Origin of the sequence: Streptomyces sp. NBC_00289, from assembly GCF_041435115.1 — a bacterium.
Classification (GTDB): Bacteria; Actinomycetota; Actinomycetes; order Streptomycetales; family Streptomycetaceae; genus Streptomyces.
On record NZ_CP108046.1, the window covers coordinates 8,764,265 to 8,789,262 of the forward strand.

The window sequence follows — 24,998 nt, forward strand, 5'->3', positions numbered from 1 at the left end:
TACGCGGGTTGATGCCGAAGAGTTCGGCCGGTCCACCGTAGCGTGCGCGCGGGCGGTGGGTTGACCAGAGCGGGAAGGCCGTCAGCAGCCGGTGCCGGTCCTGCCCCAGTCCGGGCCCGCCCGGTCCCAGGCCTGGTCCCAACGGGCGTACCGGCGGCGGACCATACGCCAGACGATCAGCCGTCTGCAGCCCTCGACCAGGCCCACGACCAGCAGGGCCGTGCCGAGTCCGGCGAGGACGGCGTGGGTCGTCGCCGTCGCCGAGTCCAGCGGGCGGGCCACCATCCGGCCGTGCGGGTCGGTCCATATCGTGAAGTGGTCGCCGCGGTGCGGGGACTTGAGCTCGGCCATGGCCGCTCCGTGCCGCCTGGTGCCGTCCGGTGCGGTCCAGTCGGCGAAGACGCGGCTGCGCACATCCCGCCCCGAGGAGGTCTCCGGGTCCGCCTCCAGCGGGGAGCGGTCGAGCTTGCGGACCACGGTGGCCGTGACCAGGTGGCGGGAGTGGGCCTGCTCCCGCACGGACCGCTGCAGGACGTCCTGGGCCACGGTGCCGACGAGGGAGCCCAGCACGGGTGCGACGACCAGGATCAGCAGCAGGGCCAGCAGAGCGACCCAGGCCTCGGCCAGATCGGTGCCACGGCGCAGCGGATTGTGCCGCCAGCGCCAGAGTCCACTGATTGCCCGCACCGGACCGCACCCCCCTTCCCGCTCCGTGATAACCCCTCGCGGAGCCGTTCACGCGCGAGCCCGGTCGAAGAGAGAGCGAAATCACCTGACCGGGACCCTGGTGAACCCCGCACGGAGGCTCAACGAGCAGGCCCCCGAAAGGGGTTCCCGGAACCCGGACCATCGAGGATCTTCCCCGGCCGAGCCCGGGGTCCTCCGCGGGATCCGCCTCAGCCGAGGACGGTGACCGGATCGCCGACCCGGATGGTGCCGGGGGACTCGGGGATCAGGTTCTGTCCGAAGACCAGCATCTGACCGAACCTGCGGTGCCGCCCCAGGGTGCGCAGGGGCTCCCTGCCGCGCTGGGCGGTCGTCTGGTCGGTCGTCGTGACGACGCACCGGCCGCACATCTTGGCGACACGGAAGGTGACCTCGCCGACCGCGACGCGCGACCAGTCGTCCTCGGCCCAGGCCGCGGTGCCCGACACGACCACGTTCGGCCGGAACCGGTTCATGGGCAACGGGCCCTCGTCGGCGTGATCACCCCGCGCGATCAGCGAGTTGAGCGCGTCGAGGGAGGAGGCCGTGGTGAGCAGCAGGGGGTAGCCGTCGGCGAAGGAGACGGTTTCCCCCGGCAGCGCGTGCTCGGGGTCGACGGGCCGGCGCGTGCCGGGGTCGTCCATGTGCACGAGGCGTACCTCGGCGCCGACGTACTCGCTGCACCAGGCGTGCACGGCGGGGGACTCCGCGGGCACCCCCTCGACCTTCTCGCCGAAGATGTCCACCGGCACGGTGGTGACCGCTCCCGGAACGGGCACGGCGAGCGGCTCCATGCCGGGCGCGGACAGCCGAAGGCCGCCGTCGGGCAGAAGCTCGGCGGCGGCCAGTGCCAGGTGCGCCCGCTGGCGTTGTGTGACGACCTTTCCCCCGTCGTCGATCAGTGCCCAGCGTCGGTCTCCGGCCAGCCCCCAGGGCTCCACGACGGCCTCCCGGAGCGCCAGGCTCCGGAACGCCTTGACCGGATGCAGATGAATCGACTGCAGCTGCTCGTTCCCCATGGCTCCATCGTGCCAGGCGGCACCGACGGTCCGGAGGGGGAATCAGTAGCCGCGGTACTGCTGCTGGTTGCCGTACGGATCCTGGTAGGGAGCCGGAGCGGGCCGGGGGGCCGCGGGGCGCATCGCCTCGTACCCGGTGCCGGGACCCGCCTGGCGCGGCTGTTGCTGCTGCGGGCCGGGGTATCCGCGCGGTGCGGCGGCCTGCTGCGGGATGTACGCGGCGGGAGCCTGCTGCAGCGGGGCGACCTGCTGCATCTGCTGGTAGCCGTAGGAGGGCTGGGAAGGAGCCGCCGGGAGGGCGGGCAGCGCCGACGGCAGCGCGGGCAGGTAACCACCCGTGTCGTACGCGGCGGGGACCCGGATCGGAGCGATCTGCGGGGTGCCCCGCTCGGCCACGAGCGAGTCGTAGATCGGGGTGTCCGGGAAGGAGGCGGAGTAGTAGCCGCCGCCATAAGTGGAGCGGGGGGAGGTCATGGCACATAAGTTAAGCCCACGATGTGCTGGTTGGGGAGACCGATAAGAGGGTTGTTTTCCGTGTGGGCCGTGACGTGGGATCCGCAATGCGAGCGAACTTGGCAAAAAGGGGCGCTGATCTGCGTTCGGATCATGTAAATGCCTGGTTCCCGACCGGTTACCGGCGGTTGACCACCGCTCTCTCCCCGATGTCTTTGTGCCCCTCATGGGAGTTCGCCGCCCCTGGGAATAGGTTTGGCGGTGGAGACTAAACCGAAGGACAGCCGGGACCGGGCCCGGCCCTGGTGACCTGTGATGGGGGCGGACATGTCAATGCCGAAAGGATCCAACGCTCCGGTGCCGACGACGGCACTGAGAGTGGAAATGGGCTGGCGCTCCGCACCGGGCGTGCCCGACGCGGACGCTTCGGCGCTGGTCCTGGTCGGGGGCAAGGTCCGCTCCGACGGCGACTTCGTCTTCTACAACCAGCCGGTGCACTCCTCCGGCGCGGTCCGGCACGAGGGCAAGCGGGTCGAGGGCGGCCACGTCACCGACACCCTGCTCGTCGACCTCGCGCACGTGGAGCCCGCGATCGAGACGGTGGTCCTCGCCGCCTCCGCGGACGGCGGTACGTTCGCGCAGATCCCGGAGCTGTACGTCGAGGTCCGGGACGCCGCGCGGGGAACGGTGGCCGCCCGCTTCGACAGCACGGGCGCCACGGTCGAGACGGCCTTCGTGCTCGGCGAGTTCTACCGCCGTCAGGGCGCCTGGAAGTTCCGTGCCGTGGGCCAGGGCTACGACAGCGGCCTGGAGGGGCTGGCCAGGGACTTCGGGATCACCGTGGACGAACCGCAGCACACCGCCGCCGCGGCTTCGGCGCAGGCGCCGGCGGCACCCCCGGGAACCGTGCCGCCGCCGGTGGCACCCCCGGTGACCGTCTCCCCGCCCGTGGCACCTCCGCCCCCGCCGCCGGCGCCCCCCACGGCGCCGGTACGGCTGACCAAGGTGACGCTCACCAAGGCCGCACCCTCCGTCTCGCTGACCAAGCAGGGCGGCACGTCGGGCGCCATGCGCGTGAACCTCAACTGGGAGGTGCGCAAGCAGTTCTCGGGGTGGGGCAGCAAACGGGGCCGGGCGGTCGCCATGCACGCGGACCTCGACCTCGACCTGTGCGCCCTGTACGAACTCGCCGACGGCCGCAAGGGAGTCGTGCAGTCACTCGGCAACGCCTTCGGGTCCCTGCGGCAGCCCCCGTACATCCATCTCGACGGCGACGACCGCACCGGGGCGGTGGCGAGCGGCGAGAACCTCACCGTCAACCTCGACCACGCCCGGGACTTCCGGCGCATCCTGGTCTTCGTGACCATCTACGAGGGCGCCCGCTCCTTCGCCGACCTGCACGCCACGGTCACCCTCCAGCCGGAGTACGGAGCCCAGGTCGACTTCTCCCTCGACGAGTGCACGGTCCCCTCGACCGTCTGCGCGCTCGCCCTGATCACCAACACCGGCAGCGACCTGGTCGTGCAGCGCGAGGCCCGCTACCTGGTGCCCGAGCGCGGGGTGAGCCCGCAGCGGACCGTCGACCACATCTACGGCTGGGGCATGAACTGGACTCCCGGCCGGAAGTGAGCGCTCAGGTCTCGTCGCCGACGACGGCGTCCGGGCGCGCGTAGGTGCGGCCCTTCCAGGCCGCCCCGCGTCCCCTGTAGTGCTGCACCGCGCTGTCGACCGTCATGAGGAGGTAGAGGAACGCGGTGAACGGCAGCAGGGGCGCGAGCCACAGCGGCTGACGGTAGTAACGGAGCATCGGGACATAGGTCGCCGTCATCACCAGCCACGCCAGAGCCCCGACGACGGCCGCCCTCGCATCCCCCGCCGACGCACCGCCCACCACCGCCAGCGGCGGCACCAGGTACACCAGCGTCAGCCCGGCGACCGTTCCGGCCAACAGCAAGGGGTTGTGCCGCAGCTGCGCGTACGCGCTGCGCGACACCATCCGCCACAGGTCGTGCAGCCGCGGATAGGGACGCACGCTGTCCACCCGCTCGGCCAGCCCCAGCCAGACGCGGCCGCCGCTGGCCTTCACGGCCCGCGCGAGCGCCACGTCGTCGATCACGGCGTGCCGGATGGCGTCCGGGATCCGCGCGCGCTCGGCCGCCTCCGCGCTCAGCAGTACACAGCCGCCCGCCGCGGCCGCCGTCCGGGTCCCCTGCCCGCCGATCCGGCGGAAGGGATACAGCTGGGCGAAGAAGTAGACGAACGCCGGCACGACCAGCCGCTCCCACCCGCTCTCCACCCGCAACCGGGCCATCTGCGAGACGACGTCGAAGCCTCCGGTGCGGGCCGCCGCCACCAGCTCCCGCAGACTGTCCGGCGCGTGCGCGATGTCGGCGTCCGTCAGGAGCAGGTACTCGGGGTCACGCGCGCGGGCGAGACCCATGCCGTGCCGTACCGCCCAGAGCTTGCCTGTCCAGCCCGCGGGCGGTTCGCCGGGCGTGGCCACGGTCAGGGGCAGCCCGCCGGTGCGCCGCGCCAGCTCCCGTGCCAGCTCCCCGGTGCCGTCGCCGCTGCCGTCGTCCACGAGGAAGACCTCCGCCCGCCCCGGATAGTCCTGGGCCAGGAGCGAGGGCAGACTGGCGGGCAGCACCGCCGCCTCGTCGCGCGCCGGGACGACCACACAGACCGACGGCCAACGCTCGGGAGCCCGCCGCGGCGGCAGCCTGACGTCCGTCCGCCAGAAGAAGCCCTGGCAGAGCAGCAGCCACAACCAGGCGGCGAGTGATCCGGCGGCGATCCACACGATGGCGCTCACGCGCGCAGTCTGCCCCACGGGCCCGGCCCGCAAGGGCTCATCGTCTATGGTGGCCGGGTGAAGATCGCGCTCATGGACTCCGGAATCGGTCTGCTGGCGGCCACCGCCGCCGTACGGCGCCTGCGACCCGACGCCGATCTGGTGCTCTCCCTGGACCCCGACGGGATGCCCTGGGGACCGCGCACTCCACAGGACCTGACGCGGCGCGCCCTCGCCGTCGCGGAGGCGGCCGCCGCGCACGGGCCCGACGCCCTGATCATCGGCTGCAACACCGCCACCGTGCACGCCCTGACCGCCCTGCGCGAGCGCCTCGAACCCGGTCTGCCCGTCATCGGCACCGTTCCGGCGATCAAGCCGGCCGCGGCCGGGGGCGGCCCCTTCGCGATCTGGGCGACGCCCGCCACCACGGGCAGCCCGTACCAGCGCAACCTCATCGACGAGTTCGCCGACGGCGTGCCGGTCACCGAAGTGCCCTGCCACGGGCTCGCCGAGGCCGTGGAGCACGCGGACGAGGCGGCGATCACCGCCGCCGTCGCCGCGGCCGCCGCGCTGACCCCCGGGGACGTGACGACCGTCGTCCTGGGCTGTACCCACTACGAACTGGTCGCCGAACGCATCCGCGCCGCCGTGCAGCGCCCCAGCTTCCCGCCGCTCGTCCTGCACGGCTCCGCGGGCGCGGTGGCCGCCCAGGCGCTGCGTCGGCTCGGCCAGTCGGCCGCGCCCCGAGCCGCGGCCGACGGCGGTCTGACGGTGCTGCTGAGCGGACGCGAGGGTGTGCTGCCCGCCCCCGCTCTGGCCTACGAAGAGGGTCGGCTTCTCCAGGCGGTCAGCCCGGCCCGGTGACTGGGGGGCACCTACCGGAAGCGCTGGGTCCGCCGGGGCGCACGGGACGCGGTTACTCTCCGCGAGGTGCTGCCCGCGCAGCGAATCCTGAGTACTGTCTTAGGCATGAGGGACCACCCCCACGGCGAGCACCTCCACGGCAAGCGCCCCCACGGTGAGCACGCCCCCCACCCCGATGTCTGGACCGGACGCGCCACGAACCGGGTCCAGTGGCTGCTGGCGCTCGTCGGCGCCGCCTGCATGGCGCTCGGCATCGAGCTCGCCGTCGACTCCACGTGGACGTCCGGCATCGCCCCGCTGGTCATGTCCGTCGTCGGTTGCATCGCGGCCGGAGTGCTGGTGCTGTTCGGCACCCTCGCGTTCGTGCACGTCGCCCTGAAGGTTGACAAGGACTGCCTGGAGGTGCGCTGCGGTCACATCGGTGTCCCGCGCCGCCGCATCCCGCTGGCCCACGTCTCCGGCGCCGAGTTCGTCGCGCACGTCACCCCGCGCCACTGGGGAGGCTGGGGCTATCGCTGGCTGCCCGAGAAGGGCACCGCGGTCGTCGTACGGCGTGGCGAGGGCCTGGTGCTGAGCCTGTGGGACGGGCACACGTTCACGATCACCGTGGACAACGCGGAGGCCGCCGTGCGCGTCATCAGGGACCGCCTGCGAGCGAGCACCCCCGGCGCGACGCACTGAGGTCCCGCGGTCACATCCGCTCCGCGGCTCATGGCTCGCGGCTCAGGGGGTCAGGCGGTCACCGTACGGCCGCAGGTCCGAAGCCGGCTGCGACGGCTCGTCGGCGAGAGGGTGTGCGGTGGCCAGGCCCAACAGCAGCCCCGCGCCCGCCGACACCGTGGTGAAGCTCAGCGCGTTGCCGACCGTGGCGATCGCCGCCAGTGCCGTCAGGGCGGCGCCCGCGGTGAGCGCCACGGGCGTGGGACGCGGCGACCGCCACAGTGTGTACAGCACCCAGCAGAACGCCACGGCCAGCAGCGCGACACCGACGACGCCCTGCTCGGCCGCCTGCTGGAGCACCGCCGAGTGCGGTTTGCCGTCCGAGGGCGCCGTCCCGGTCGCCGTCGTGCTCAGCTCCGCGAAACGTCCCGGCCCGACGCCCAGGCCGGGGTCCCGGCGCGCCATGCGCAGTGCGTCCCGCCACAGCTCGATCCGGTGTGGCGTCAGCCGGCCCTCCAGGGACACGAGCAGCCCGTCGGGCACCGCCCTCGCGGCAATCGCCCAGGTCAGGCCGGTCGTCAGGGCCGCGGCCAGACCGAGCGAGACGATGCCCGCGCCGCGGTGGCGCACCCGGCCCGAGGCGAGCGAGCACAGCAGCACCGCCAGGCAGGCGACGAATCCGGTGACCGACCCGAGGACGGCCGCGGTCACCGCCGCCCCCGCGGCCAGCGCGCGCAGGGCCAGTCGCAGGGTCCGGCTCGTGGCTGTCCACGAGGCACAGCACGCGGCCCCGGCGGACAGGGTCAGCAGGGCGGCCGTGGCACCCGCGTGCCCCAGTGGCGCGAAAACCTGCGGCTCCCGGGAGAGGTGCGGGAGGACGACCGCCAGACCGAGCCCGGCCAGTGCTCCGGCGACGGGTGCGGCCACGGGCAGGAGCGCTCCGCAGATCCGCCCGGCGGCATGGCCGGCGGCCACCGCCAGCACCGCGAGCAGCACGCCCTCGGGGCGGCCGTCGTGCACGGTCCCGGTGATCAGTGACCAGGTGACGCAGGCCCCGAGCGCCACCACGCCCGCCGCGTCGGAAACGTTGCGTCTGTCGCCGTCCTCGTCCGGACCAGCCACGGACGTCATCCCCGTGGAACCCACCCTGCCCCCCGACCCCGGTCCCCCGACCTGTGACGGGCCCCGGGCGCGCGGACCGGCACCGGCCGTGCGACTGAGGCTCCGGCGCAACACCGTAACGGCTGATGGGCGGTTTGTGGATGACGTGGACCGAGTTGCGCAGGAACGATGCGGCAGGCTGGAGACGGTGACGACGGCCTGCCCCGTGGACGGCGCTGTCGGCACCAAGGTCACCGGCCGTACACTCCCCGAGTGACCGTCACCGCAACTTCCGTGGACGAATCGGACCAGCTGGAACCGCTGAGCGGGCCCGCGACACGCGGGTCACGGCTCGCGCGCCTCGTCCCGGCCGCCGTCGCGGCGCTCTCCGGAGTGCTGCTCTACGTCAGTTTCCCGCCCCGCACCCTCTGGTGGCTGGCGCTGCCGGCCTTCGCCGTCTTCGGCTGGGTACTGCGCGGCCGCGGCTGGAAGGCCGGTCTCGGTCTCGGCTACCTCTTCGGCCTCGGCTTCCTGCTGCCGCTTCTGGTGTGGACCGGCGTGGAGGTCGGCTCCGGCCCCTGGCTGGCCCTCGTCGCGGTGGAGGCGGTCTTCGTCGCGCTGGTCGGCGCGGGCATCACCGTCGTCTCCAAGCTGCCCGGATGGCCGGTGTGGGCGGCCGCGGTGTGGATCGCCGGCGAGGCGGCACGCGCGCGGGTACCGTTCCACGGCTTCCCCTGGGGCAAGATCGCGTTCGGTCAGGCCGACGGTGTCTTCCTGCCGCTCGCCGCGGTGGGCGGCACCCCGGTACTCGGCTTCGCGGTCGCCCTGTGCGGCTTCGGCCTGTACGAACTCGTCCGACTGGCCGTGCACGCGCGCCGCACCCGGGTCGTCCGCCGGTCGGCCGCCGCGGTCGCGCTGCTGAGTGTGGCCGTGCCCGTGGTGGGGGCCGTGGCCGCCCGCACCCTGGTCAGCGACAAGGCCGAGGCCGGCACGGTGACCGTCGCGGTCATCCAGGGCAACGTGCCTCGCTCCGGCCTGGAGTTCAACGCCCAGCGGCGGGCGGTGCTCGACTACCACGCGCGGGAGACGCTGCGGCTGGCCGCCGAGGTCAAGGCGGGCAAGGTCGCCCGGCCCGACATCGTGCTGTGGCCCGAGAACTCCTCCGACGTCGACCCGTTCGCCAACGCCGACGCGCGCGCGGTCATCGACCGGGCCGCCAAGGCGATCGGCGCGCCCATCTCGGTCGGCGGAGTCGTCGAGAAGGACGGCAAGCTGCTCAACGAGCAGATCCTCTGGGACCCGGAGAAGGGGCCCGTGGACACCTACGACAAGCGGCAGATCCAGCCCTTCGGCGAGTACCTCCCGCTGCGCTCCCTGCTCGGCGCGATCAACAAGAACTGGACCTCGATGGTCCGCCAGGACTTCAGCCGGGGCAGCGAGCCGGGTGTCTTCGACATGGACGGGGCCAAGGTCGGCCTCGTCACCTGCTACGAAGCCGCCTTCGACTGGGCGGTGCGCTCCGAGGTCACCGACGGCGCGCAGCTGATCTCCGTACCCAGCAACAACGCGACCTTCGACCGCAGCGAAATGACCTACCAGCAGCTGGCCATGTCCCGGGTGCGTGCCGTCGAGCACAGCCGGACCGTGACCGTGCCGGTGACCAGTGGCGTCAGCGCGGTCATCATGCCGGACGGCAGGATCACGCAGCGAACCGGCATGTTCGTGGCGGACTCGCTGGTGCAGAAGGTGCCGCTGCGGTCGTCCCGGACGCCGGCCACACAGCTCGGGATCCTGCCGGAGATCGCCCTGGTCCTGGTCGCCGCCGGTGGGCTCGGCTGGGCGATCGGCTCCGGTGTGCGCGGGCGGCGCGCCCGCGAGGCGTAGCCGTACGCCGGTAGAACGCCCCCGGGAGTACGACGGAGTGGTGCGACCGGCCCGTTAGGGTCGGTCCATGGCTACCCCCGACTTCATCCGGACGCTCCGGGCCTTCGCCGGGCATCAGTTGCTCTGGCTCCCCGGCGTCAGTGTCGTCGTCTTCGACGACGAGGGCCGCGTGCTGCTGAACCGTCGATCCGACACCGGCAAGTGGGCGCTGATCGGCGGAATCCCGGAGCCGGGAGAGCAGCCGGCCGCCTGCGCCGTGCGGGAGATCCACGAGGAGACGGGGGTGCGGGCCGTCGTCGAGCGGGTGCTCGTCGTCCAGGCGCTCAAGCCCGTGACGTACGACAACGGCGACATGTGCCAGTACATGGACATCTCGTTCCGCTGCCGGGCCGTGGGCGGGGAGGCCCGGGTCAACGACGACGAGTCGTTGGAGGTGGGCTGGTTCGAGGTGGACGCGCTGCCGGACCTGGGCGAGTTCGCGCAGCTGCGCATCAAGCAGGCACTGTCTGACGCACCCACATGGTTCGACCCTACGAGTTTCAGCTGAAGTATGGGCCGTGAGCACATGTGGCGTGGCCGGGCCGCTGCCTAGGGTCGGGACATGACCCCGAGCAGCCACCCGGCCCCCCACACCTCCTCGCTCGACCTCGGCGGCCGTACCGCCCTGGTCACCGGTGCCGCCGGCGGCATAGGCCGGGCCTGCGCACTGCGGCTCGCGGCCGCCGGCGCCAAGGTGAGAGCGGTCGACCGGGACGCGGCGGGCCTGGCGGAGCTCGCCGAGCACTCCCGGGGCCTCGCGGGCGTCGTCGAAGCGCACGTGCTCGACCTCACCGACCTCGACGCCGCCGAACTCGCCGCCGCGGGCACCGACGTCCTCGTCAACAACGCCGGGCTGCAGCTGGTGCGCCCCATCGAGGAGTTCCCGCCCGACGTCTTCCACACGGTGCTCACCGTGATGCTGGAGGCACCGTTCAGGCTCATCCGCGGCGCCCTGCCGCACATGTACGGCCAGGGCTGGGGCCGCATCGTGAACGTGTCCTCCGTACACGGTCTGCGCGCCTCGGCGTACAAGGCTGCCTATGTGGCCGCCAAACACGGCCTGGAGGGACTGTCCAAGACGGCCGCCCTCGAAGGCGCTCCCCACGGCGTGACGTCGAACTGTGTGAATCCCGCCTATGTGCGCACCCCACTGGTCGAGAAGCAGCTCGCCGACCAGGCCCGGACGCACGGCATCCCCGAGGAGCGGGTCCTGTCCGAGGTGCTGCTGCAGGACACCGCGGTCAAGCGGCTCATCGAACCGGAGGAGGTCGCCGAGGCCGTGGCGTATCTGTGCGGCCCGCACGCCTCGTTCCTGACCGGCACCTCGCTCGTCCTCGACGGCGGCTGGACCGCGCACTGAGCAACCCGCCGGCCGTGGCCCGCCGAAGTTGTCCACAGGGCTGACGGGGCGAGCGTGGGATGAGGAATCCTGTGAGCATGTCCAGCGATCACGTGCAGTCCGCCGAGCGCTTCGCCGCCCGTGCCCCGGCCCCCGTCCCGGCACCCGCCGCGGGTGCGGGGGCCCCGGTCCGGGCGCTGCCCGGCGCCGAGCCGGCGTCCGGCGGCGCCGAGACGCCGTTCCTCGAACTGCTGGCCCGGGGCGCCTCCGCCGAGGCCTACGAGCAGCCGGTGCTGCTCGCCCGCGCCGAGGGCCGGCCCGCCGAACGGATCGCCGCCCTCGAACAGGCCAAGCTCCTCGCGCTCCGCGTCCGGGCCGAGCTGGAGGGGCGGCGCCGGCGGGAGGCCGAGCTGTCCGCGCTCTTCGAGACCGCCCACGACCTGGCCGGTCTGCGTGACCTGGACGCGGTGCTGCAGGCGATCGTGCAGCGAGCCCGCTCACTGCTCGGCACGGACGTCGCGTATCTCAGCCTCAACGATCCGGCGCTCGGCGACACCTACATGCGGGTGACCGAGGGCTCGGTCGCGGCCCGTTTCCAGCAGCTGCGGCTCGGCATGGGCGAGGGGCTCGGCGGTCTCGTCGCCCAGACGGCCCGCCCGTACGTCACCGACGACTACTTCAAGGACGACCGCTTCCGGCACACCCTCCCCATCGACGCGGGTGTACGGGACGAGGGACTGGTCGCCATCCTCGGTGTGCCGCTGACGCTGGGGCACCACGTCATCGGGGTCCTGTTCGCGGCGGACCGGCGCGCACGGGTCTTCGAACGTGAGCAGATCGCCCTGCTCGGCTCCTTCGCCGCGCTGGCCGCGGCCGCCATCGACACCGCGAACCTACTCACCGAGACCCGCTCCGCCCTGGCCGGACTGGAGCGGGCCAACGAGATCATCCGGGACCGCAGCGGCGTCATCGAGCGTGCCTCCGACGTCCACGACCGGCTCGCCGAACTGGTCCTGCGCGGCGGCGGAGTGCACGACGTGGCCGCCGCGGTCTCCGCGGTCCTGGACAGCACGGTCGAGTTCACCGAGGCGGTGACCGCACCCGCGCGAGCCCTGGAGGCGTCCCGCGCCGAAGGCCACGCGGTGCGGCACGGAGACGACTGGATCGCCGCCGTGGCGGCCGGCGGGGAACTGCTCGGCGCGCTGGTGCTGCGCGGTCACCCGGGGCTTGACCCCGTCGACCAGCGCACGCTGGAGCGGGCCGCGATGGTCACCTCGCTCCTGCTGCTCGCCCGACGCTCCGCCGCCGACGCCGAACAACGCGTGCGCGGCGAACTGCTGGACGACCTGTTGGACGCCCGCGACCGGGACCCGCGCCTGCTGCGCGAACGGGCGTCCCGGCTGCGCGCCGACCTCGACGCCACCCATGTGGTGCTCGCCGCCCGGCTCGACGGGGCGGCCGCCGACGCCGACCAGGAGGCGGCGGCCCGCAGGCGCCTGTGGTCGGCCGCCTCGCACCTCGCCGCGACCCGGCACGGCCTGGCCGCCGCGCGGGACGGCGGCACCGTCCTGCTGCTGCCCCTGACCACGGGCGACACCGCGACGGAGCTGGCCCGCGGCACCGCCCGGCGGCTCGGCACCGCGGTGCACGAACCCGTCACGGTCGGCGCCTCCGCCCCCGTCGCCGAACTCGCCGACCGCCCCGACGCCGTGGCCGCCGCCTACGAGGAGGGCCGGCGCTGCCTGGACGCCCTGCGGCTGCTCGGCCGCTCCGGCGACGGGGCCGCCGCCGAGGACTTCGGTTTCCTGGGCCTCCTGCTCGCCGGGGACCGGGACATCTCCGGCTTCGTCGGCCGCACGATCGGCCAGGTCGTCGCCTACGACGAACGGCGCGGCACCGACCTGCTGCGCACCCTCGACGCGTACTTCGCCTGCGGGATGAGCCCCGCCCGCACCAAGGACGAACTGCACGTCCACGTCAACACGGTCGCGCAGCGCCTGGAGCGGGTCGGCCGCCTCCTCGGTGACGACTGGCAGAGCCCGGCCCGCGCCCTGGAGATCCAACTCGCCCTGCGGCTGCACCTGTTGTCGGGTCGGGCACAGCGCTGACCCCCGTACGCGCGGGGCGTACGGGGGACCGGCCGCGCCGGGACCGGACGGATCAGACGGTGCGCGCGTCCGCGGTCCGGGCCGGCGCCGGCTCCGTGTCGGCCGCGGGCTCGACGTCGGCCAGGTCCCGGTGGCGGGTCTCCTTGGCCACTCCGACGGCGACGACCGTCACGACGGCCGCGGCGATGACGTACAGGGCGATGGGTGTGGAGCTGTCGTAGTCGGCCAGCAGCGCGGTGGCGATCAGGGGCGCGGGCGCACCCGCCGCGACCGAGGCGAACTGGGCGCCGATGGAGGCGCCGGAGTAGCGCATCCGGGTCGCGAACATCTCGGAGAAGAAGGCCGCCTGGGGCGCGTACATCGCCCCGTGCAGCACCAGGCCGACGGTCACGGCCAGGATCAGGTTGCCGAAGCCGCCGGTGTCGATGAGGGAGAAGAACGGGAACATCCACAGCCCGATGCCCACCGCGCCCAGCAGGTAGACCGGCCGCCGGCCGACCCGGTCCGACAGCGCGCCCCAGGCCGGGATGACCGCGAAGTGCACGGCCGAGGCGATCAGCACGGCGTTGAGCGCGGTCTGCTTGGAGACTCCGGCCGACGTGGTGGCGTAGACGAGGATGAAGGCGGTGATGACGTAGTAGCTGATGTTCTCCGCCATGCGCGCGCCCATCGCGACCAGGACGTCGCGCCAGTGGTGCCGCAGGACGGAGACGAGCGGCAGCTTCTCCGTCTCCGTCGGCCGGGCCGCCTTGCGGGCCTCCGCCTGCGCCAGCGCCTCCTTGAAGACCGGCGATTCATCGACAGACAGACGAATCCACAAACCGACGATCACCAGCACGCCGGAGAGCAGGAACGGTATCCGCCAGCCCCAGGAGACGAAGGCGGCGTCGGACAGGACGGCGGTCAGGAACGACAGCACCCCGGTCGCGAGGAGCTGTCCGGCGGGCGCCCCGGTCTGCGGCCACGAGGCCCAGAACCCCCGGCGCCGGGCGTCGCCGTGTTCGGACACCAGGAGTACGGCGCCGCCCCACTCGCCGCCGAGCGCGAAGCCCTGGACCAGGCGCAGGGTGGTCAGCAGGACGGGCGCGGCGCTTCCGACGGTGGCGTGAGTCGGCAGCAGTCCGATCGCGAACGTCGCCCCGCCCATCAGCAGCAAGCTCAGGACCAGCAGTTTCTTGCGCCCGAGCCGGTCGCCGTAGTGCCCGAAGACGAGGGCGCCCAGCGGCCGGGCGGCGAACCCGACCGCGTACGTCAGGAACGACAGGAGCGTGCCGACCAGTGGATCGGAGCCGGGAAAGAACAGCTTGTTGAAGACGAGGGCGGCGGCGGAACCGTAGAGGAAGAAGTCGTACCACTCGATGGTGGTGCCGATGAGACTGGCGGCGACGATGCGCTTGAGGCTGGCGGGAGACGGGGGCGTCGGTGGAGCGGTTGCTGCGGAGGCCATGTGCGCCACTTCCTCGTGTGCGGTGGGGACGGGTACGTGTCCGGACACCGTAGAAACGCGCACGTCAGGCGCACATGTGGTGGGGCAACATACTTGGAGGGCAGAGGGTGCGTGCGGCCCCCATGAGGCGTTCCCCGTTGTCATGGTCGGGGTCCCGGGCGGACTTCACGAAGGTGAACCTGGTGATGAAGTCGTCAAAGGACACGCCTTTCTGGCTGTCCGTCAACCCGCCGATGAACCACAACTCGATCTGGAATCGCCAGTACTTCGTGCCTCGTCTCGCGAATCACGTTACTCGCCCACCTTTGTCGAGCATTCAATCAAGTAGACTCACAAATTCGCCTCTTGATGTCCGCCGTGCCCGGTCGGCTCGGCGCGCCCGGACAGTGGTAACGCCGTAGGCTGGAAGTGAACGAGAGAGCGGGAAGACCATGCCGCTTGCTTCCGGTTCAACCAACCGCTGGTTCACTTCCTTTCGGTAGGCATCCCACTCCTGAACTCCATGCGTGAAGGAGCCCTCAATGGCTGCCAAGAAGCGTGCGTCCGCCAAGCAGGGGCCCTCGTCCGCGGCGGGCGGGCAGGAAGAGTTGCTCACCGATCTCAAGCAATTCATCCGCGCCCGGGGATCGAGATTCCTCAGCGACCCGAACGTCTCCTCGATCGGTATCGGATACAAGGAGAAGAACGGGCGACGAAGCAGGGAACTGTCACTTCAGTTCACGGTCGACCGAAAGGTCGGGCCGGAGGAAATGGAGAGCCTCGCGACCGTCGAGATCCCTCCGGTCATCGACATAGGCGGCGGTGTCGAGGTGCCGACCGATGTCGTCCAGCGCGCCTACCAGCCGCACGTTCTCGTGATGGCCGAGGGCGAGACACCGGAGCGGCAGAAGCGCCTCACCCCGGTCCGCCCCGGTGTCAGCGTGGGAAACGTCAAGGTGTCCGCCGGTACTCTCGGCTGCGTCGTCTTCGACAGAAACGACGGTTCCCCTTCCGTGTTGAGCAATTGGCACGTGCTGAACGGCCGCAACGGCAAGCTCGGCGACGCGGTCGTGCAGCCCGGAAAGGCGGACGACAGCCACCTCGCGCTGAACCGTCTCGGTGCGCTCAAGCGCGCCCACCTCGGCAGAATCGGCGACTGCGCCGTGTCCACCATCACGGACCGCGATTTCGCCACGGACATTCTCGGCCTCGACGTCACGCCGGCGAAGACGGGTGAACCGCAGATCGACGACAAGGTCGTCAAAAGCGGCCGTACCACCGGGGTCACCCACGGCGTCGTGAGCCGGCCCTTCGTCAAGGTCAGCATCAATTACGGGGCGCCGGTCGGAGTGCGCGAGATCGAATGCTTCGAGATAGGACCCGATCCGAAGCACCCGGCTGACGGCGACGAGATCAGCCTGCCCGGTGACTCCGGCTCGGTCTGGATGTTCACGACGCGCTCCGGCAAACCCACGGACGTTCTGGCCGGCCTGCATTTCGGCGGCGAGTCCGACGGGGATCCCGAGGACCGTGCACTGGCCTGCTTCCCGCGGGCGGTCTTCGACGAACTGAAGGTCACCCTCGAGCGGCCGGACCCCGAATCGCTGGCGGCCGTGACCGGATACGACCCGGGCTTCCTCGCGGTACCGATCGGCACACCACGGCTCAACCCGTCGATCAAGGAGGACGCCGTCCAACTCGACGGCTCCGAGGTCGTCCCCTACACACACTTCTCGCTGGCCCTCAGCGTGTCACGGCGGTTCGCCATCTGGGTGGCCTGGAACGTAGACGGCGGCCTGCTCAAGAAGCTTGACCGAAAGGGCATCGAGTTCGTCAAGGATCCGCGCCTGCCGGTCGCGGCACAGGTCAGCAACGAGCTGTACAAGGGCCCCACCAACCGGCTCGACCGGGGCCACATCGCGCGCCGGGCCGATGTGGTCTGGGGCACCCTCGCCGAGGCCGCGAAGGCCAACAAGGACTCGTTCTTCTACACCAACATCACACCGCAGATGGACGACTTCAACCAGAGCGCGCGCAACGGCGTCTGGGGGCACCTGGAGGACGCGGTCTTCGAGGACGTCCGAGTCGACGCGTTGAAGGTGAGCGTGTTCGGCGGCCCGGTCTTCCACGAGGACGACCGCGTCTTCAGAGGGGTCATGCTCCCGCGCGAGTTCTGGAAGGTGATCGTTTACACCGAGGACGCCACGCTCAAGTGCAAGGCCTTCCTGCTGACGCAGAACCTGGAGGTGACCGAAGCGCTTGAGCTGGACGAATTCCGGGTGTTCCAGGTCAAGCTGTCCGAGATCCAGAAGCGGATCCACCTGCGCTTCCCCGCCGCCATGGCCAAGGCGGACACGCTGGTGGTGCCGGAGTCCGTGGAGGAAAGGACTCCACTGGAGCGTCAGTCCGACATCGACTGGAGCTAGTGCCCCAACAGGCAACGTTCGCCCCTGCCGCGGCACTAGAGCTCACGAGAGGAGCGCGTCATGGCCAACGACGTATGCAGCCACACCAAGGCCCGCCCGACGATCAAGCGAGGCTCGTCGGGAGCGGCCGTGAAACAAGCGCAGTGCTACCTGAACAGCTCGCTGTCGGGCAAGGGCCTCACCGTCGACGGAGTTTTCGGGCCGGTCACGGACGCGGCAGTGCGGAGATTCCAGGGATGCGCGGACATCACGGTCGACGGCCTTGTCGGGGCCCAGACCTGGTCACACCTGATGTTCTGGGCCAACAGTCCCGATTTCGCCTGCTGACGTCGCGTTCACACGGCCGGGAGACGGAGACGCTGACGAACTGGTGCAGGGTTGGCAGTGGCACTGCGGGCCAGACGAACTGATGGGTCACAGGTCGAGCACCAGCCGGGGGCCGCAGGCACGCGAGACGCAGATCAGCATGGTGTCGCCCGCGGCCCGCTCGTCCTCGTCCAGCAGGGAGTCCCGGTGGTCGGGGGTGCCGTCCAGCACGTCCGTCTCACAGGTGCCGCAGGTGCCTTCCCGGCAGGAGAACAGCACCGGTACACCCGCCTCCTCCACCACTTCGAGCACTGAGCGGTCCGGCGGCACGGTCAGCGTTCGCCCGGACCGGCTGAGCACCACCTCGAAGGGTTCGGCCTCGGCCGCCTCGGCAGCGGCCGGCCGGACCGGTGCGAATCGTTCGACGCCCAGCGTTCCGGCGGGCCAGCCCGCGCAACTCTCCTGTGCGGCACGAAGCAGCGGCTCCGGACCGCAGGCGTGCACCAGCGTGCCCTCGAGCGGCGGGCCGATGAAGGCGGCGAGGTCCAGCAGGCCGCACTCGTCCTGCGGCCGGATGCTCACCCGGTCCCCGTAGGGGGCGAGGCGGTCCAGGAACGCCATGGAGGCGCGGGTACGGCCGCCGTACAACAGCCGCCAGTCGGCTCCCGCGGCTTCGGCGGCCTCCACCATCGCCAGGATCGGGGTGATGCCGACCCCGCCCGCGACGAAGAGATGGTGCTCGGCCGGGCGCAACGGGAAGTTGTTCCGCGGCCCGCGCACCCGCACGGCCGAGCCTTCCCGCAGACGGTCGTGGACGTACGAGGAACCGCCGCGCCCCTCCGGTTGGCACAGGACGGCGATCTGCCAGGACGCGCGGTCGGCCGGGTCCCCGCACAGGGAGTACTGACGGACGAGGCCGTTGTCCAGGAGCAGTTCGACGTGGGCCCCCGGCGCCCAGCCCGGGAGCGGTCCGCCGTCCGGGCGGCGCAGCAGCAGGGAGACGACGCCGTCGGCGGCGTCCACGCGGGCGTCCACGAGGAGGGTCGACTCGTCGCGGTCCGTCGGGGAGGTCCGGGGAGCTTCGAGGGCCGGGTCGGCCTGGAGCGGCTGGGTGGTCATGTGCGTCAACCTGAGTCTCGTAGGTCACGTGGAGGGACGAGGATGGGGAAAGGGTGGTGGCCGTGACCGAAGAGGCGCTCCGCGCGCCGGAGTCGGCCGGGCCGGGGCCGCTCAGCCGCGAGGTACGTGGAGCAGCAGCGCGTCGCCCTGGCCGCCGCCCCCGCACAGGGCGGCGGCGCCGGTACCGCCGCCACGTCGTAGCAGTTCCCGGGCGAGGGTCAGGACGAGCCGGGCGCCGGTCATGCCGACCGGATGCCCGAGGGCGATCGCGCCGCCGTTGACGTTCACCTTCTCCAGGGGGACGCCGAGTTCCCGGACGGAGGCCAGGGCGACCCCGGCGAACGCCTCGTTGATCTCCAGCAGGTCGAGGTCGGTGGCCTTCAGCCCGCCGTCGCGTCCCAGCGCGTCGCGGACCGCCCCGGCCGGCTGGACGAGCAGCGAAGGATCGGGGCCGGCCACGGTGCCGTAGGCGCCGATCTCGGCCAGCGGTGTCAAGCCCTCCCGGCGGGCGCGGTCCGCGCTCATCACGACGACGGCCGCGGCCCCGTCGGACAACTGCGAGGCGTTGCCCGCGGTGATCGTGCCGTCGGAGGAGAAGGCGGGTGCCAGGCGCCCCAGGCTCTCCGCGGTGCTCTGCGGCCGGATGCCCTCGTCGGCGTCCACCACCGTCTCGCCCCGGCGTCCGGCCACCGTGATCGGCGCGATCTCGGCGGCGAAGGTACCGGACTCCCGGGCGCGGTGGGCCCGTTGGTGGGACAGCGCGCTGTACTCGTCCTGTTCCGCGCGCGTGAACGCGAAGGGCTGCTGGTAGCGCTCGGTCGCCGCGCCCATGGACACCCCGTCGAAGGCGCAGATCAGCGCGTCGCGGTCGAGGGCGTCCTCGACCGTCGCCGCCCCGTACTTCCAGCCTGTGCGCGACCCGCGCAGCAGATGGGGGGCGCCGGACATGGACTCCATGCCACCCGCCACGACCACCTCGTGGCGTCCCGAGGCGACCATGAGGTCGGCCAGGGCGATGGCGTGCAGCCCGGACAGGCACAGCTTGTTGACGGTGCTCGCCGGTACGGTGAAGGGGATGCCGGCGGTCACCGCGGCCTGTCGGGCCGTGTTGGGGCCGGCCCCGGCCTGGACGACATGGCCCATCACGACGGCCTCCACGGCGGCCGGGTCCAGCAGCGCGGCGGACAGTGCGGCGCCGATGGCGTGGGCGCCGAGTTCGGCGGCGGACAGGCCGCTCAGCCCGCCCATGAGCTTGCCGACGGGCGTTCTCGCTCCGGCGACGATGACGGATCCGGGCATGTCCGGTGCCTCCTGCGTGGGTGTCGGGGGTGTCGGGGGTGTCGAAGGTCGGGGAGGGTGACAAAGGTCAGCCGACGGAGTCGACGACGCGGTCCCTGACCAGGTGGGCCGTCTCGTTCACGGAGTGCAGCACGAGCCGTCCACCGGGCATGCGCCGCACCCTGCTGATGGAGGTGTATCCGGGGTGGAACCAGAACATCCGGGGTATCCCGAGCACGGTCGCCAGATAGGTGTTGGTGATGCCGCCGTGGCACACGGCGGCGATGCGGCGGCCGGGGTGGGCGTCGAGCATGGTGTTCATGGCCCCTACCGCCCTGGCCCGGAAGGCGTCCCAGTCCAGGTCCGGTACGAAGTCCTCGTAGCGACCCTCGGCCATCGCCACCGACCTGGGGTCGTCGGCACGGATCTGTTCGGGCGGGGTGTACGGCTGCGAGACGTCGGTGTCCCACTCGCGCAGGTCCTCCAGCACGGTGGCGGTCATGCCCGTCAGCCGTTCGAGCGGCGCCACCGTCTCCCGGGCCCGCCGCAACGGGCTGCTGTAGAGGGCGTCGATGCCTTCGTGCGCCAGCCACGGGGCGAGGAGTTCGGCCTGGACGACGCCCTCCGGCGACAGACCGGGGTCGAAGACGCCGCCGAGGGGAAGGCCGTGCCGGACGAGCAGGAGTTCCGTCATCAAGGGTCCTTGTGGCGAGGTGGCGGGTGCGGGCAGAGGGGCGGCGGCGGGTGGGCTCACCCGGCGATCGTGCGGTCGGAGTCCCAGTAGGGGCGGCGCATCGCCCGCTTGTCGAGCTTGCCCATGGCGTTGCGGACGAGTTCCGGGACGAGCTCGTACGACTTCGGGCACTTGTACGCGGCCAGCCGCTCGCGGCAGAACGCGTCCAGTTCCCCGTCCGCGGGCCCGCTGTCGCCGGTCGGCACGACCAGGGCACGCAGCGACTCGCCGAAGTCGGGGTCGGGCACGCCGATGACCGCGACCTCGGCGACCGACGGATGTTCGCGCAGGACCGCCTCGCTCTCCGCCGGATACAGGTTCACCCCGCCGGAGACCACGACGTCCGCGGCCCGGTCGGTGATGAAGATGTAGCCGTCCCGGTCGACGTAGCCGATGTCGCCGAGGGTGAAGACGCCGGGTGCCACGTACGCGGCCCTGGTCTTCTCGGGGTCCGCGTGGTAGCTCACGCCGCGGCCCTCCGGCGCCCGGAACGCCAGCAGTCCGAGTTCCCCGGCCGGCAGGGGGCTGCCGTCGTCCCCGGTCACCAGGACGTCGAAGGGCGGCTGGACGCGCCCCACCGAGCCGGGGTGCTCCAGCCACTCGGTGCTGTCGATGCGCGCGACCGTGCCCGCCTCGCTGGCGCCGTAGGACTCGGTGAGCACCGGGCCGAACCAGTCGATCATGGCCCGTTTGACCTCCGGGGGGCAGGCGGAGCCGGTGTGCGAGACCTGGATCAGGCTGGAGACGTCGTAACGGGAGCGGATCTCCTCGGGCAGGGCGAGGAGCCGGGTGAAGTGGGTCGGCACCATCACCGTCGAGGTGACCCGCCAGCGCTCCACGCGGTGCAGGAACGACTCGGCGTCGAATCTGCCGAGGATCATCACCGGCCGGCCGGCCGCGAGGTGGCGCAGCGCGGTGAGCGGGCCGTTGTGCTGGAGGGGCCCGCACACGAGATGGGGGCCGGGTGGGAAGCCGGGGCGGGCCGACACCGCCTCCAGGTAGGTGATGCTGTCCGTCGCCGGACCCCGGACCCAGCGCACCTCGGTGCCGCGGGCCCGCCCCGTGGTGCCCGAGGTGTAGACGAGCGGGGGGCGGGCCGGGCGGGCCGCGGGTATCGGCACGGGTTCCGCTCCGGCGAGCCACTGGCTCCAGTCGAGGGTGCCGTCCTTTGCCGGCGTCCCGTGCACGACGACCGGGAGGCTGAGCTCCGCGCCTGCCTGCCGGGCGGCCGACTCGCCCGCCGGGCCGCTGATCACGGCTTTCGCGCCCGCGTCGGTGAGCAGGTCGATGAGCTCCCGGGCGGTCAGCTGCCGGGAGGCGGCCACCGTGCCGACGCCGGCCCGCAGTCCGGCGAGGTGGGCCACCAGCGTGGCCACGGCGTTGTCGCCGAGGACGGCGACCCGGTCCTGCGGTCCCGGCGCGACCTCCAGCAGCCGTCCGGTCAGGCGTGCCACCTGGTCGGCCAGCCGGGACCAGGACAGGCTCTCGGCGTCGTCGCCCAGGGCGATCGCGTTCGGCAGTTCGCGGGCGCGCAGGTCGAGTGGCTGTAGGGACATGAAGCCTCCGGCGCTCCTGGTTCGTTCTCTCCCGCGCTCCACCGGTTGCACCCGGGTCTGCCCAGCGGCCGGGCAGAGGGGAGAGTCGACGCCAAGACTGTAGCGTTTATCAAGAAAGTACGGAACACTCTGACCCGGGTCGGAGGCACATCCCCTGTTGAGCCCATCTCGTGCTCCGCTCCGAGCCGCCGTTACTGAAGCAGCCGTCTGGTAAGTGCCGTCCGGGCGAGTGCCGTCCGGACCCGTGTGCCGAGGAGGTCACCATGCCCCAACCGACCCTGGACGAGTGGCGGGGTGAGGTCCGGCAGTGGCTGACCACGATGCTCGAACCCCGGCAGGCGGCCGGGACGACCGGTCACGCCGCGGCCGATCTCGCCGTCTTCCACAATCTCCCGGACGGCGAGGAGCGGCGGCTGCTCGACCGCTGCCGCGCCTATCAGCGAGCCCGGCACGACGCCGGCTACCAGGCCCTCACCCTGCCCCGGGAGAACGGCGGCCCGGGCCTGACCGCCGCCCACGCGGCCGTCTTCGCCGAGGAGGAGTCGGCGTTCGACGTACCGCCCTCCACCGAGCTGATCAGCGTCACCGTGCGGCTGGTCGCCATGTCGGTCTCCCTCTTCGGGACACCCGAGCAGCGCGAGACCTACGCACGTGCCTTTCTCCGTACGGACCTGCTGGCCTGTCAGCTCTTCAGCGAACCCGGGGCCGGTTCCGACCTGGCCGCACTGCGCACCCGCGCCCGGCGCGAGAGCGGGGGAGACTGGGTGATCGACGGCCAGAAGGTGTGGACCTCGGGCGCCCAGTTCGCCGACCACGGCCTGCTGCTCGCCCGTACCGACCCCGACGTCGTCAAACAGGCCGGCATCACCGCCTTCCTCGTCCCCATGGACAGCCCGGGAGTGGAGATCCGTCCCATCCGCCAGATGAGCGGCGGCGCCTCGTTCAACGAGGTCTTCCTCAGTGGCGTACGCGTACCCGACGCGGTGCGCGTCGGACGCCCCGGCCAGGGCTGGGAGGTCGCCAACGCCACCCTCGCCTTCGAACGCACCGCCTCCGGCTCCGGGAACCGGCGCAAGGGCGGCACCTTCGACGACGTACTCGCCCTCGCGCGCACGCTGCACCGCACCGGGGACCCGCTGGTACGCCAGCGCCTCGCCGACCTGTATGTGCGCACCGCGCTGCGGGCCGCCACGGTGGAACGCGTCGCGCGGGCGAGCGCGGCCGGCGGACGGCCGGGACCCGAGGCCTCGCTGACCAAGCTCATGGCATCCGACCTGCTCACCCGCACCGGACAGGCCGCCGCCGAACTCATGGGCGCCCGCATCACCGCCGACACCGGCGAGGCGGGCACCTTCGCCTGGACGCAACACCTCCTCGGCGCCCCCGGCTACCGGCTGGCCGGCGGCACCGACCAGATCCAGCGCAACCTGATCGGCGAGCGGGTCCTGAAACTGCCCGGCGAGCCGAGGGTCGACCGGGTGCCGTTCTCCGAACTGTCCGGCAACTGAACCCGACACCGCGGGCATTGACGCGACATCACAGGCACTGACGCAACACCACACGCACTGACGCAACACCACAGGCACTGAGGAGTGACAGCGATGGATCTGGGACTGACAGGAGCGAGGGCGCTGGTGACCGGCGCGAGCCGGGGCATCGGCCGGGCGATCGCGGGCACGCTGGCCGCCGAGGGCTGCGCCCTGGCGCTGTGCGCCCGCGGCGAGGAGGCCCTCGCGAAGGCCGCCGCCGAACTGCGCGGCGAGGGGGCGACGGTGTTCGCCGAGTCGGTCGACGTCACCGACCCGGCCGCGCTCGCGGGCTTCGTGGAGCGGGCGGCCGGTGAACTCGGCGGCCTGGACCTGCTGGTGTCCAACGTCTCGGCGGGCAACGTCAAGGGCCCCGAGTCGTGGGAGGCCAGCCTGCGCGGCGACCTCGTCCCGTTCGCGGGACTCGTCGAGGCGGCCCTGCCGTACCTGGAGGCCTCCGACCGGGCGGCCGTCGTGGCCATCGGCACGACCAACGCCTCCGACACCGCCCGCCCGGCCGGAGCCAACTCGTACTCCGCCCTGAAGGCCGCCGTGGTGCAGCACGCCTCCGCCCTGGCCCACGCGCTCGCTCCCCAGGGCATCCGGGTCAACACCGTCTCGCCCGGCCCCATCGACTTCCCCGGCGGTGCCTGGGAGACCATCCGCAGCAGCCGCCCGGAGGTGTACGAGGAGGTCCTCGCCAAGTTGCCGATCGGCCGTTACGGCACCGCGGAGGACGTCGCCGCCGCGGTGGCGTTCCTGCTCGGCCGGACCGGCTCCTTCTGCGTGGGAGTCAACCTCGTGGTGGACGGCGGGCTGCTCACCCGCGTCCAGTACTGAGCCGTGGCGGGCCCGGCCGGCCGCCTGGACGCCGTACTGGTCTGCGGCGGGAGGTGGCACGACTTCGACTACGCGCGGCTGCGGCTGCTGGAGATGCTGGACGAACACCCCCGGGTGCGCACCACCGTCCACCAGGACTACGACTGCGAACGCGCACTGGAGGCGGCCGACCTGCTGGTGACGTACACCTGCGACGTGCGGCCCCGCCCCTCCCAGCGGGCCGCCCTGGCCCGCTTCGTCCGGCGGGGCGGCCGCTGGCTCGCCCTGCACGGCACCAACTCGGTGATCGAGGCGCCCGCCAGGGGCGGGCCCCGGGTCTTCACCACCCCGCGGGTGTTCGGCGAGCTGGCCGGGGTGCTCGGCAGCCAGTTCCTGGCCCACCCGCCGATCGAGCCGTACGAGATACGGGTGACCCGGCCGGACCACCCGCTGGTCGAGGGCGTCGAACCGTTCACGGTGACCGACGAGTTGTACGTGTGCGAGCTGCACGGGGAGTTGGAGGTGCTGCTGCACGCCGAGTACACGGGGCCGTGCCGCGGGTTCGCGGAGGGTGACACCGCGGCGCTCGACGACACGCCCCGACCGGTGCTGTACCTCAAGCGGCACGGCCTCGGCGAGGTCTGCTACTTCACCCTCGGCCACTGCCGAGGCCGCTACGACGTGCAGGACCTCGGCGTGGACGACACCGGGCGCGTGGACCGGGGGCCCTGGCGGACGCCGGAGTTCCTGACCGTGCTCGGACGCTGCGTGGAGCGGGCGGTGGGTGCGCCGCGACCGGTCACCGGGCCGGCCCCCGCCCACTGAGCGCGACCAGGACACGGCCCG

At 72.2% G+C, this 24,998-nt stretch carries 22 protein-coding genes; 12 read left to right on the forward strand and 10 right to left on the reverse strand.

Annotated elements, in window-relative coordinates; translation table 11 throughout:
• Positions 1-81: 81 nt before the first annotated feature.
• From OG985_RS39665 to OG985_RS39675, 3 genes are all read right to left on the reverse strand, one after another.
• Positions 82-687, reverse strand: a complete 606-nt coding sequence (locus OG985_RS39665; protein WP_371673214.1) for a hypothetical protein — start codon at positions 685-687, stop codon at positions 82-84.
• 209 nt (positions 688-896) lie between these two features.
• Positions 897-1,724 (reverse strand): MOSC domain-containing protein, encoded by an 828-nt coding sequence (locus OG985_RS39670; protein ID WP_371673215.1) that lies wholly within the window; start codon positions 1,722-1,724, stop codon positions 897-899.
• Positions 1,725-1,766: 42 nt separating this feature from the next.
• On the reverse strand, positions 1,767-2,198 hold the full coding sequence (locus OG985_RS39675; protein WP_371673216.1) for a DUF6643 family protein: 432 nt from the start codon (positions 2,196-2,198) through the stop codon (positions 1,767-1,769).
• A 312-nt stretch (positions 2,199-2,510) separates the two neighbouring features.
• On the opposite strand from OG985_RS39675, the gene OG985_RS39680 reads away from it, so the two are divergent.
• Complete coding sequence (locus OG985_RS39680) at positions 2,511-3,806, forward strand: TerD family protein (RefSeq protein WP_371673217.1); 1,296 nt, start codon at positions 2,511-2,513, stop codon at positions 3,804-3,806.
• A 4-nt stretch (positions 3,807-3,810) separates the two neighbouring features.
• On the opposite strand, the gene OG985_RS39685 is transcribed toward OG985_RS39680, so the two are convergent.
• Positions 3,811-5,007 carry a glycosyltransferase gene (locus OG985_RS39685; protein WP_371674624.1) on the reverse strand — a complete coding sequence of 399 codons (1,197 nt, stop codon included), beginning with the start codon at positions 5,005-5,007 and terminating at the stop codon, positions 3,811-3,813.
• A 39-nt stretch (positions 5,008-5,046) separates the two neighbouring features.
• Between OG985_RS39685 and OG985_RS39690 the strand changes: the two genes are divergently transcribed.
• Together OG985_RS39690 and OG985_RS39695 are read left to right on the forward strand one after the other, a co-directional pair.
• Positions 5,047-5,832, forward strand: coding sequence for a glutamate racemase (locus OG985_RS39690; RefSeq protein WP_371673218.1), 786 nt, complete (start codon positions 5,047-5,049; stop codon positions 5,830-5,832).
• Positions 5,833-5,937: 105 nt separating this feature from the next.
• The gene (locus tag OG985_RS39695) at positions 5,938-6,513 is read left to right on the forward strand and encodes a hypothetical protein (RefSeq protein WP_371673219.1); all 576 of its coding nucleotides are present in this window, start codon (positions 5,938-5,940) and stop codon (positions 6,511-6,513) included.
• A gap of 42 nt (positions 6,514-6,555) precedes the next feature.
• Here the strand turns inward: OG985_RS39695 and OG985_RS39700 are convergent, their stop codons facing one another.
• On the reverse strand, positions 6,556-7,623 hold the full coding sequence (locus tag OG985_RS39700) for an O-antigen ligase family protein (protein WP_371673220.1): 1,068 nt from the start codon (positions 7,621-7,623) through the stop codon (positions 6,556-6,558).
• Between the two features lie 243 nt (positions 7,624-7,866).
• Here OG985_RS39700 and lnt point away from each other — a divergent pair, with 243 nt between their 5' ends.
• The 4 genes from lnt (at position 7,867) to OG985_RS39720 (ending at position 12,963) form a co-directional block, all read left to right on the forward strand.
• Positions 7,867-9,477, forward strand: coding sequence for an apolipoprotein N-acyltransferase (gene lnt / locus OG985_RS39705; protein ID WP_371673221.1), 1,611 nt, complete (start codon positions 7,867-7,869; stop codon positions 9,475-9,477).
• 67 nt (positions 9,478-9,544) lie between these two features.
• Positions 9,545-10,024 (forward strand): NUDIX domain-containing protein, encoded by a 480-nt coding sequence (locus tag OG985_RS39710; protein WP_371673222.1) that lies wholly within the window; start codon positions 9,545-9,547, stop codon positions 10,022-10,024.
• A gap of 54 nt (positions 10,025-10,078) precedes the next feature.
• Positions 10,079-10,876 carry a 3-hydroxybutyrate dehydrogenase gene (locus OG985_RS39715; RefSeq protein WP_371673223.1) on the forward strand — a complete coding sequence of 266 codons (798 nt, stop codon included), beginning with the start codon at positions 10,079-10,081 and terminating at the stop codon, positions 10,874-10,876.
• Between the two features lie 77 nt (positions 10,877-10,953).
• Positions 10,954-12,963, forward strand: coding sequence for a helix-turn-helix domain-containing protein (locus OG985_RS39720; RefSeq protein ID WP_371673224.1), 2,010 nt, complete (start codon positions 10,954-10,956; stop codon positions 12,961-12,963).
• A gap of 52 nt (positions 12,964-13,015) precedes the next feature.
• On the opposite strand, the gene OG985_RS39725 is transcribed toward OG985_RS39720, so the two are convergent.
• A complete protein-coding gene (locus tag OG985_RS39725) occupies positions 13,016-14,410 on the reverse strand; it encodes an MFS transporter (protein ID WP_371673225.1) in 1,395 nt (464 codons plus the stop codon).
• A 521-nt stretch (positions 14,411-14,931) separates the two neighbouring features.
• Between OG985_RS39725 and OG985_RS39730 the strand changes: the two genes are divergently transcribed.
• Positions 14,932-16,815, forward strand: coding sequence for a DNA/RNA non-specific endonuclease (locus OG985_RS39730; protein ID WP_371673226.1), 1,884 nt, complete (start codon positions 14,932-14,934; stop codon positions 16,813-16,815).
• A 60-nt stretch (positions 16,816-16,875) separates the two neighbouring features.
• The gene (locus OG985_RS39735) at positions 16,876-17,142 is read left to right on the forward strand and encodes a peptidoglycan-binding protein (protein ID WP_371673227.1); all 267 of its coding nucleotides are present in this window, start codon (positions 16,876-16,878) and stop codon (positions 17,140-17,142) included.
• Positions 17,143-17,229: 87 nt separating this feature from the next.
• On the opposite strand, the gene OG985_RS39740 is transcribed toward OG985_RS39735, so the two are convergent.
• The 4 genes from OG985_RS39740 to OG985_RS39755 form a co-directional block, all read right to left on the reverse strand.
• Positions 17,230-18,240: a 2Fe-2S iron-sulfur cluster-binding protein gene (locus OG985_RS39740; protein ID WP_371673228.1), complete on the reverse strand. Its 1,011-nt coding sequence runs from the start codon at positions 18,238-18,240 to the stop codon at positions 17,230-17,232.
• Positions 18,241-18,351: 111 nt separating this feature from the next.
• On the reverse strand, positions 18,352-19,539 hold the full coding sequence (locus tag OG985_RS39745; protein WP_371673229.1) for an acetyl-CoA C-acyltransferase: 1,188 nt from the start codon (positions 19,537-19,539) through the stop codon (positions 18,352-18,354).
• A gap of 67 nt (positions 19,540-19,606) precedes the next feature.
• Entirely contained in the window at positions 19,607-20,212 is a 606-nt protein-coding gene (locus OG985_RS39750; RefSeq protein WP_371673230.1) for a histidine phosphatase family protein, read from the reverse strand.
• Positions 20,213-20,268: 56 nt separating this feature from the next.
• Positions 20,269-21,807 carry an AMP-binding protein gene (locus OG985_RS39755; RefSeq protein ID WP_371673231.1) on the reverse strand — a complete coding sequence of 513 codons (1,539 nt, stop codon included), beginning with the start codon at positions 21,805-21,807 and terminating at the stop codon, positions 20,269-20,271.
• 263 nt (positions 21,808-22,070) lie between these two features.
• Between OG985_RS39755 and OG985_RS39760 the strand changes: the two genes are divergently transcribed.
• The 3 genes from OG985_RS39760 to OG985_RS39770 all read left to right on the forward strand — a co-directional run bounded on the left by OG985_RS39760 (position 22,071) and on the right by OG985_RS39770 (position 24,977).
• On the forward strand, positions 22,071-23,315 hold the full coding sequence (locus OG985_RS39760; protein WP_371673232.1) for an acyl-CoA dehydrogenase family protein: 1,245 nt from the start codon (positions 22,071-22,073) through the stop codon (positions 23,313-23,315).
• Positions 23,316-23,408: 93 nt separating this feature from the next.
• The gene (locus OG985_RS39765) at positions 23,409-24,173 is read left to right on the forward strand and encodes an SDR family NAD(P)-dependent oxidoreductase (RefSeq protein WP_371673233.1); all 765 of its coding nucleotides are present in this window, start codon (positions 23,409-23,411) and stop codon (positions 24,171-24,173) included.
• Between the two features lie 3 nt (positions 24,174-24,176).
• Complete coding sequence (locus OG985_RS39770; RefSeq protein WP_371673234.1) at positions 24,177-24,977, forward strand: ThuA domain-containing protein; 801 nt, start codon at positions 24,177-24,179, stop codon at positions 24,975-24,977.
• Positions 24,978-24,998: the final 21 nt, after the last annotated feature.

What these genes read in the sequence shown, in the direction of transcription:
- OG985_RS39670 (WP_371673215.1), bottom strand. Translation starts at nt 1,724, where the DNA reads ATGGGGAACGAGCAGCTGCAGTCGATTCATCTGCATCCGGTCAAGGCG.
- OG985_RS39675 (WP_371673216.1), bottom strand. Translation starts at nt 2,198, where the DNA reads ATGACCTCCCCCCGCTCCACTTATGGCGGCGGCTACTACTCCGCCTCC.
- OG985_RS39680 (WP_371673217.1), top strand. Translation starts at nt 2,511, where the DNA reads ATGCCGAAAGGATCCAACGCTCCGGTGCCGACGACGGCACTGAGAGTG.
- OG985_RS39695 (WP_371673219.1), top strand. Translation starts at nt 5,938, where the DNA reads ATGAGGGACCACCCCCACGGCGAGCACCTCCACGGCAAGCGCCCCCAC.
- OG985_RS39700 (WP_371673220.1), bottom strand. Translation starts at nt 7,623, where the DNA reads ATGACGTCCGTGGCTGGTCCGGACGAGGACGGCGACAGACGCAACGTT.
- OG985_RS39710 (WP_371673222.1), top strand. Translation starts at nt 9,545, where the DNA reads ATGGCTACCCCCGACTTCATCCGGACGCTCCGGGCCTTCGCCGGGCAT.
- OG985_RS39715 (WP_371673223.1), top strand. Translation starts at nt 10,079, where the DNA reads ATGACCCCGAGCAGCCACCCGGCCCCCCACACCTCCTCGCTCGACCTC.
- OG985_RS39720 (WP_371673224.1), top strand. Translation starts at nt 10,954, where the DNA reads ATGTCCAGCGATCACGTGCAGTCCGCCGAGCGCTTCGCCGCCCGTGCC.
- OG985_RS39725 (WP_371673225.1), bottom strand. Translation starts at nt 14,410, where the DNA reads ATGGCCTCCGCAGCAACCGCTCCACCGACGCCCCCGTCTCCCGCCAGC.
- OG985_RS39730 (WP_371673226.1), top strand. Translation starts at nt 14,932, where the DNA reads ATGGCTGCCAAGAAGCGTGCGTCCGCCAAGCAGGGGCCCTCGTCCGCG.
- OG985_RS39735 (WP_371673227.1), top strand. Translation starts at nt 16,876, where the DNA reads ATGGCCAACGACGTATGCAGCCACACCAAGGCCCGCCCGACGATCAAG.
- OG985_RS39740 (WP_371673228.1), bottom strand. Translation starts at nt 18,240, where the DNA reads ATGACCACCCAGCCGCTCCAGGCCGACCCGGCCCTCGAAGCTCCCCGG.
- OG985_RS39745 (WP_371673229.1), bottom strand. Translation starts at nt 19,539, where the DNA reads ATGCCCGGATCCGTCATCGTCGCCGGAGCGAGAACGCCCGTCGGCAAG.
- OG985_RS39750 (WP_371673230.1), bottom strand. Translation starts at nt 20,212, where the DNA reads ATGACGGAACTCCTGCTCGTCCGGCACGGCCTTCCCCTCGGCGGCGTC.
- OG985_RS39755 (WP_371673231.1), bottom strand. Translation starts at nt 21,807, where the DNA reads ATGTCCCTACAGCCACTCGACCTGCGCGCCCGCGAACTGCCGAACGCG.
- OG985_RS39760 (WP_371673232.1), top strand. Translation starts at nt 22,071, where the DNA reads ATGCCCCAACCGACCCTGGACGAGTGGCGGGGTGAGGTCCGGCAGTGG.
- OG985_RS39765 (WP_371673233.1), top strand. Translation starts at nt 23,409, where the DNA reads ATGGATCTGGGACTGACAGGAGCGAGGGCGCTGGTGACCGGCGCGAGC.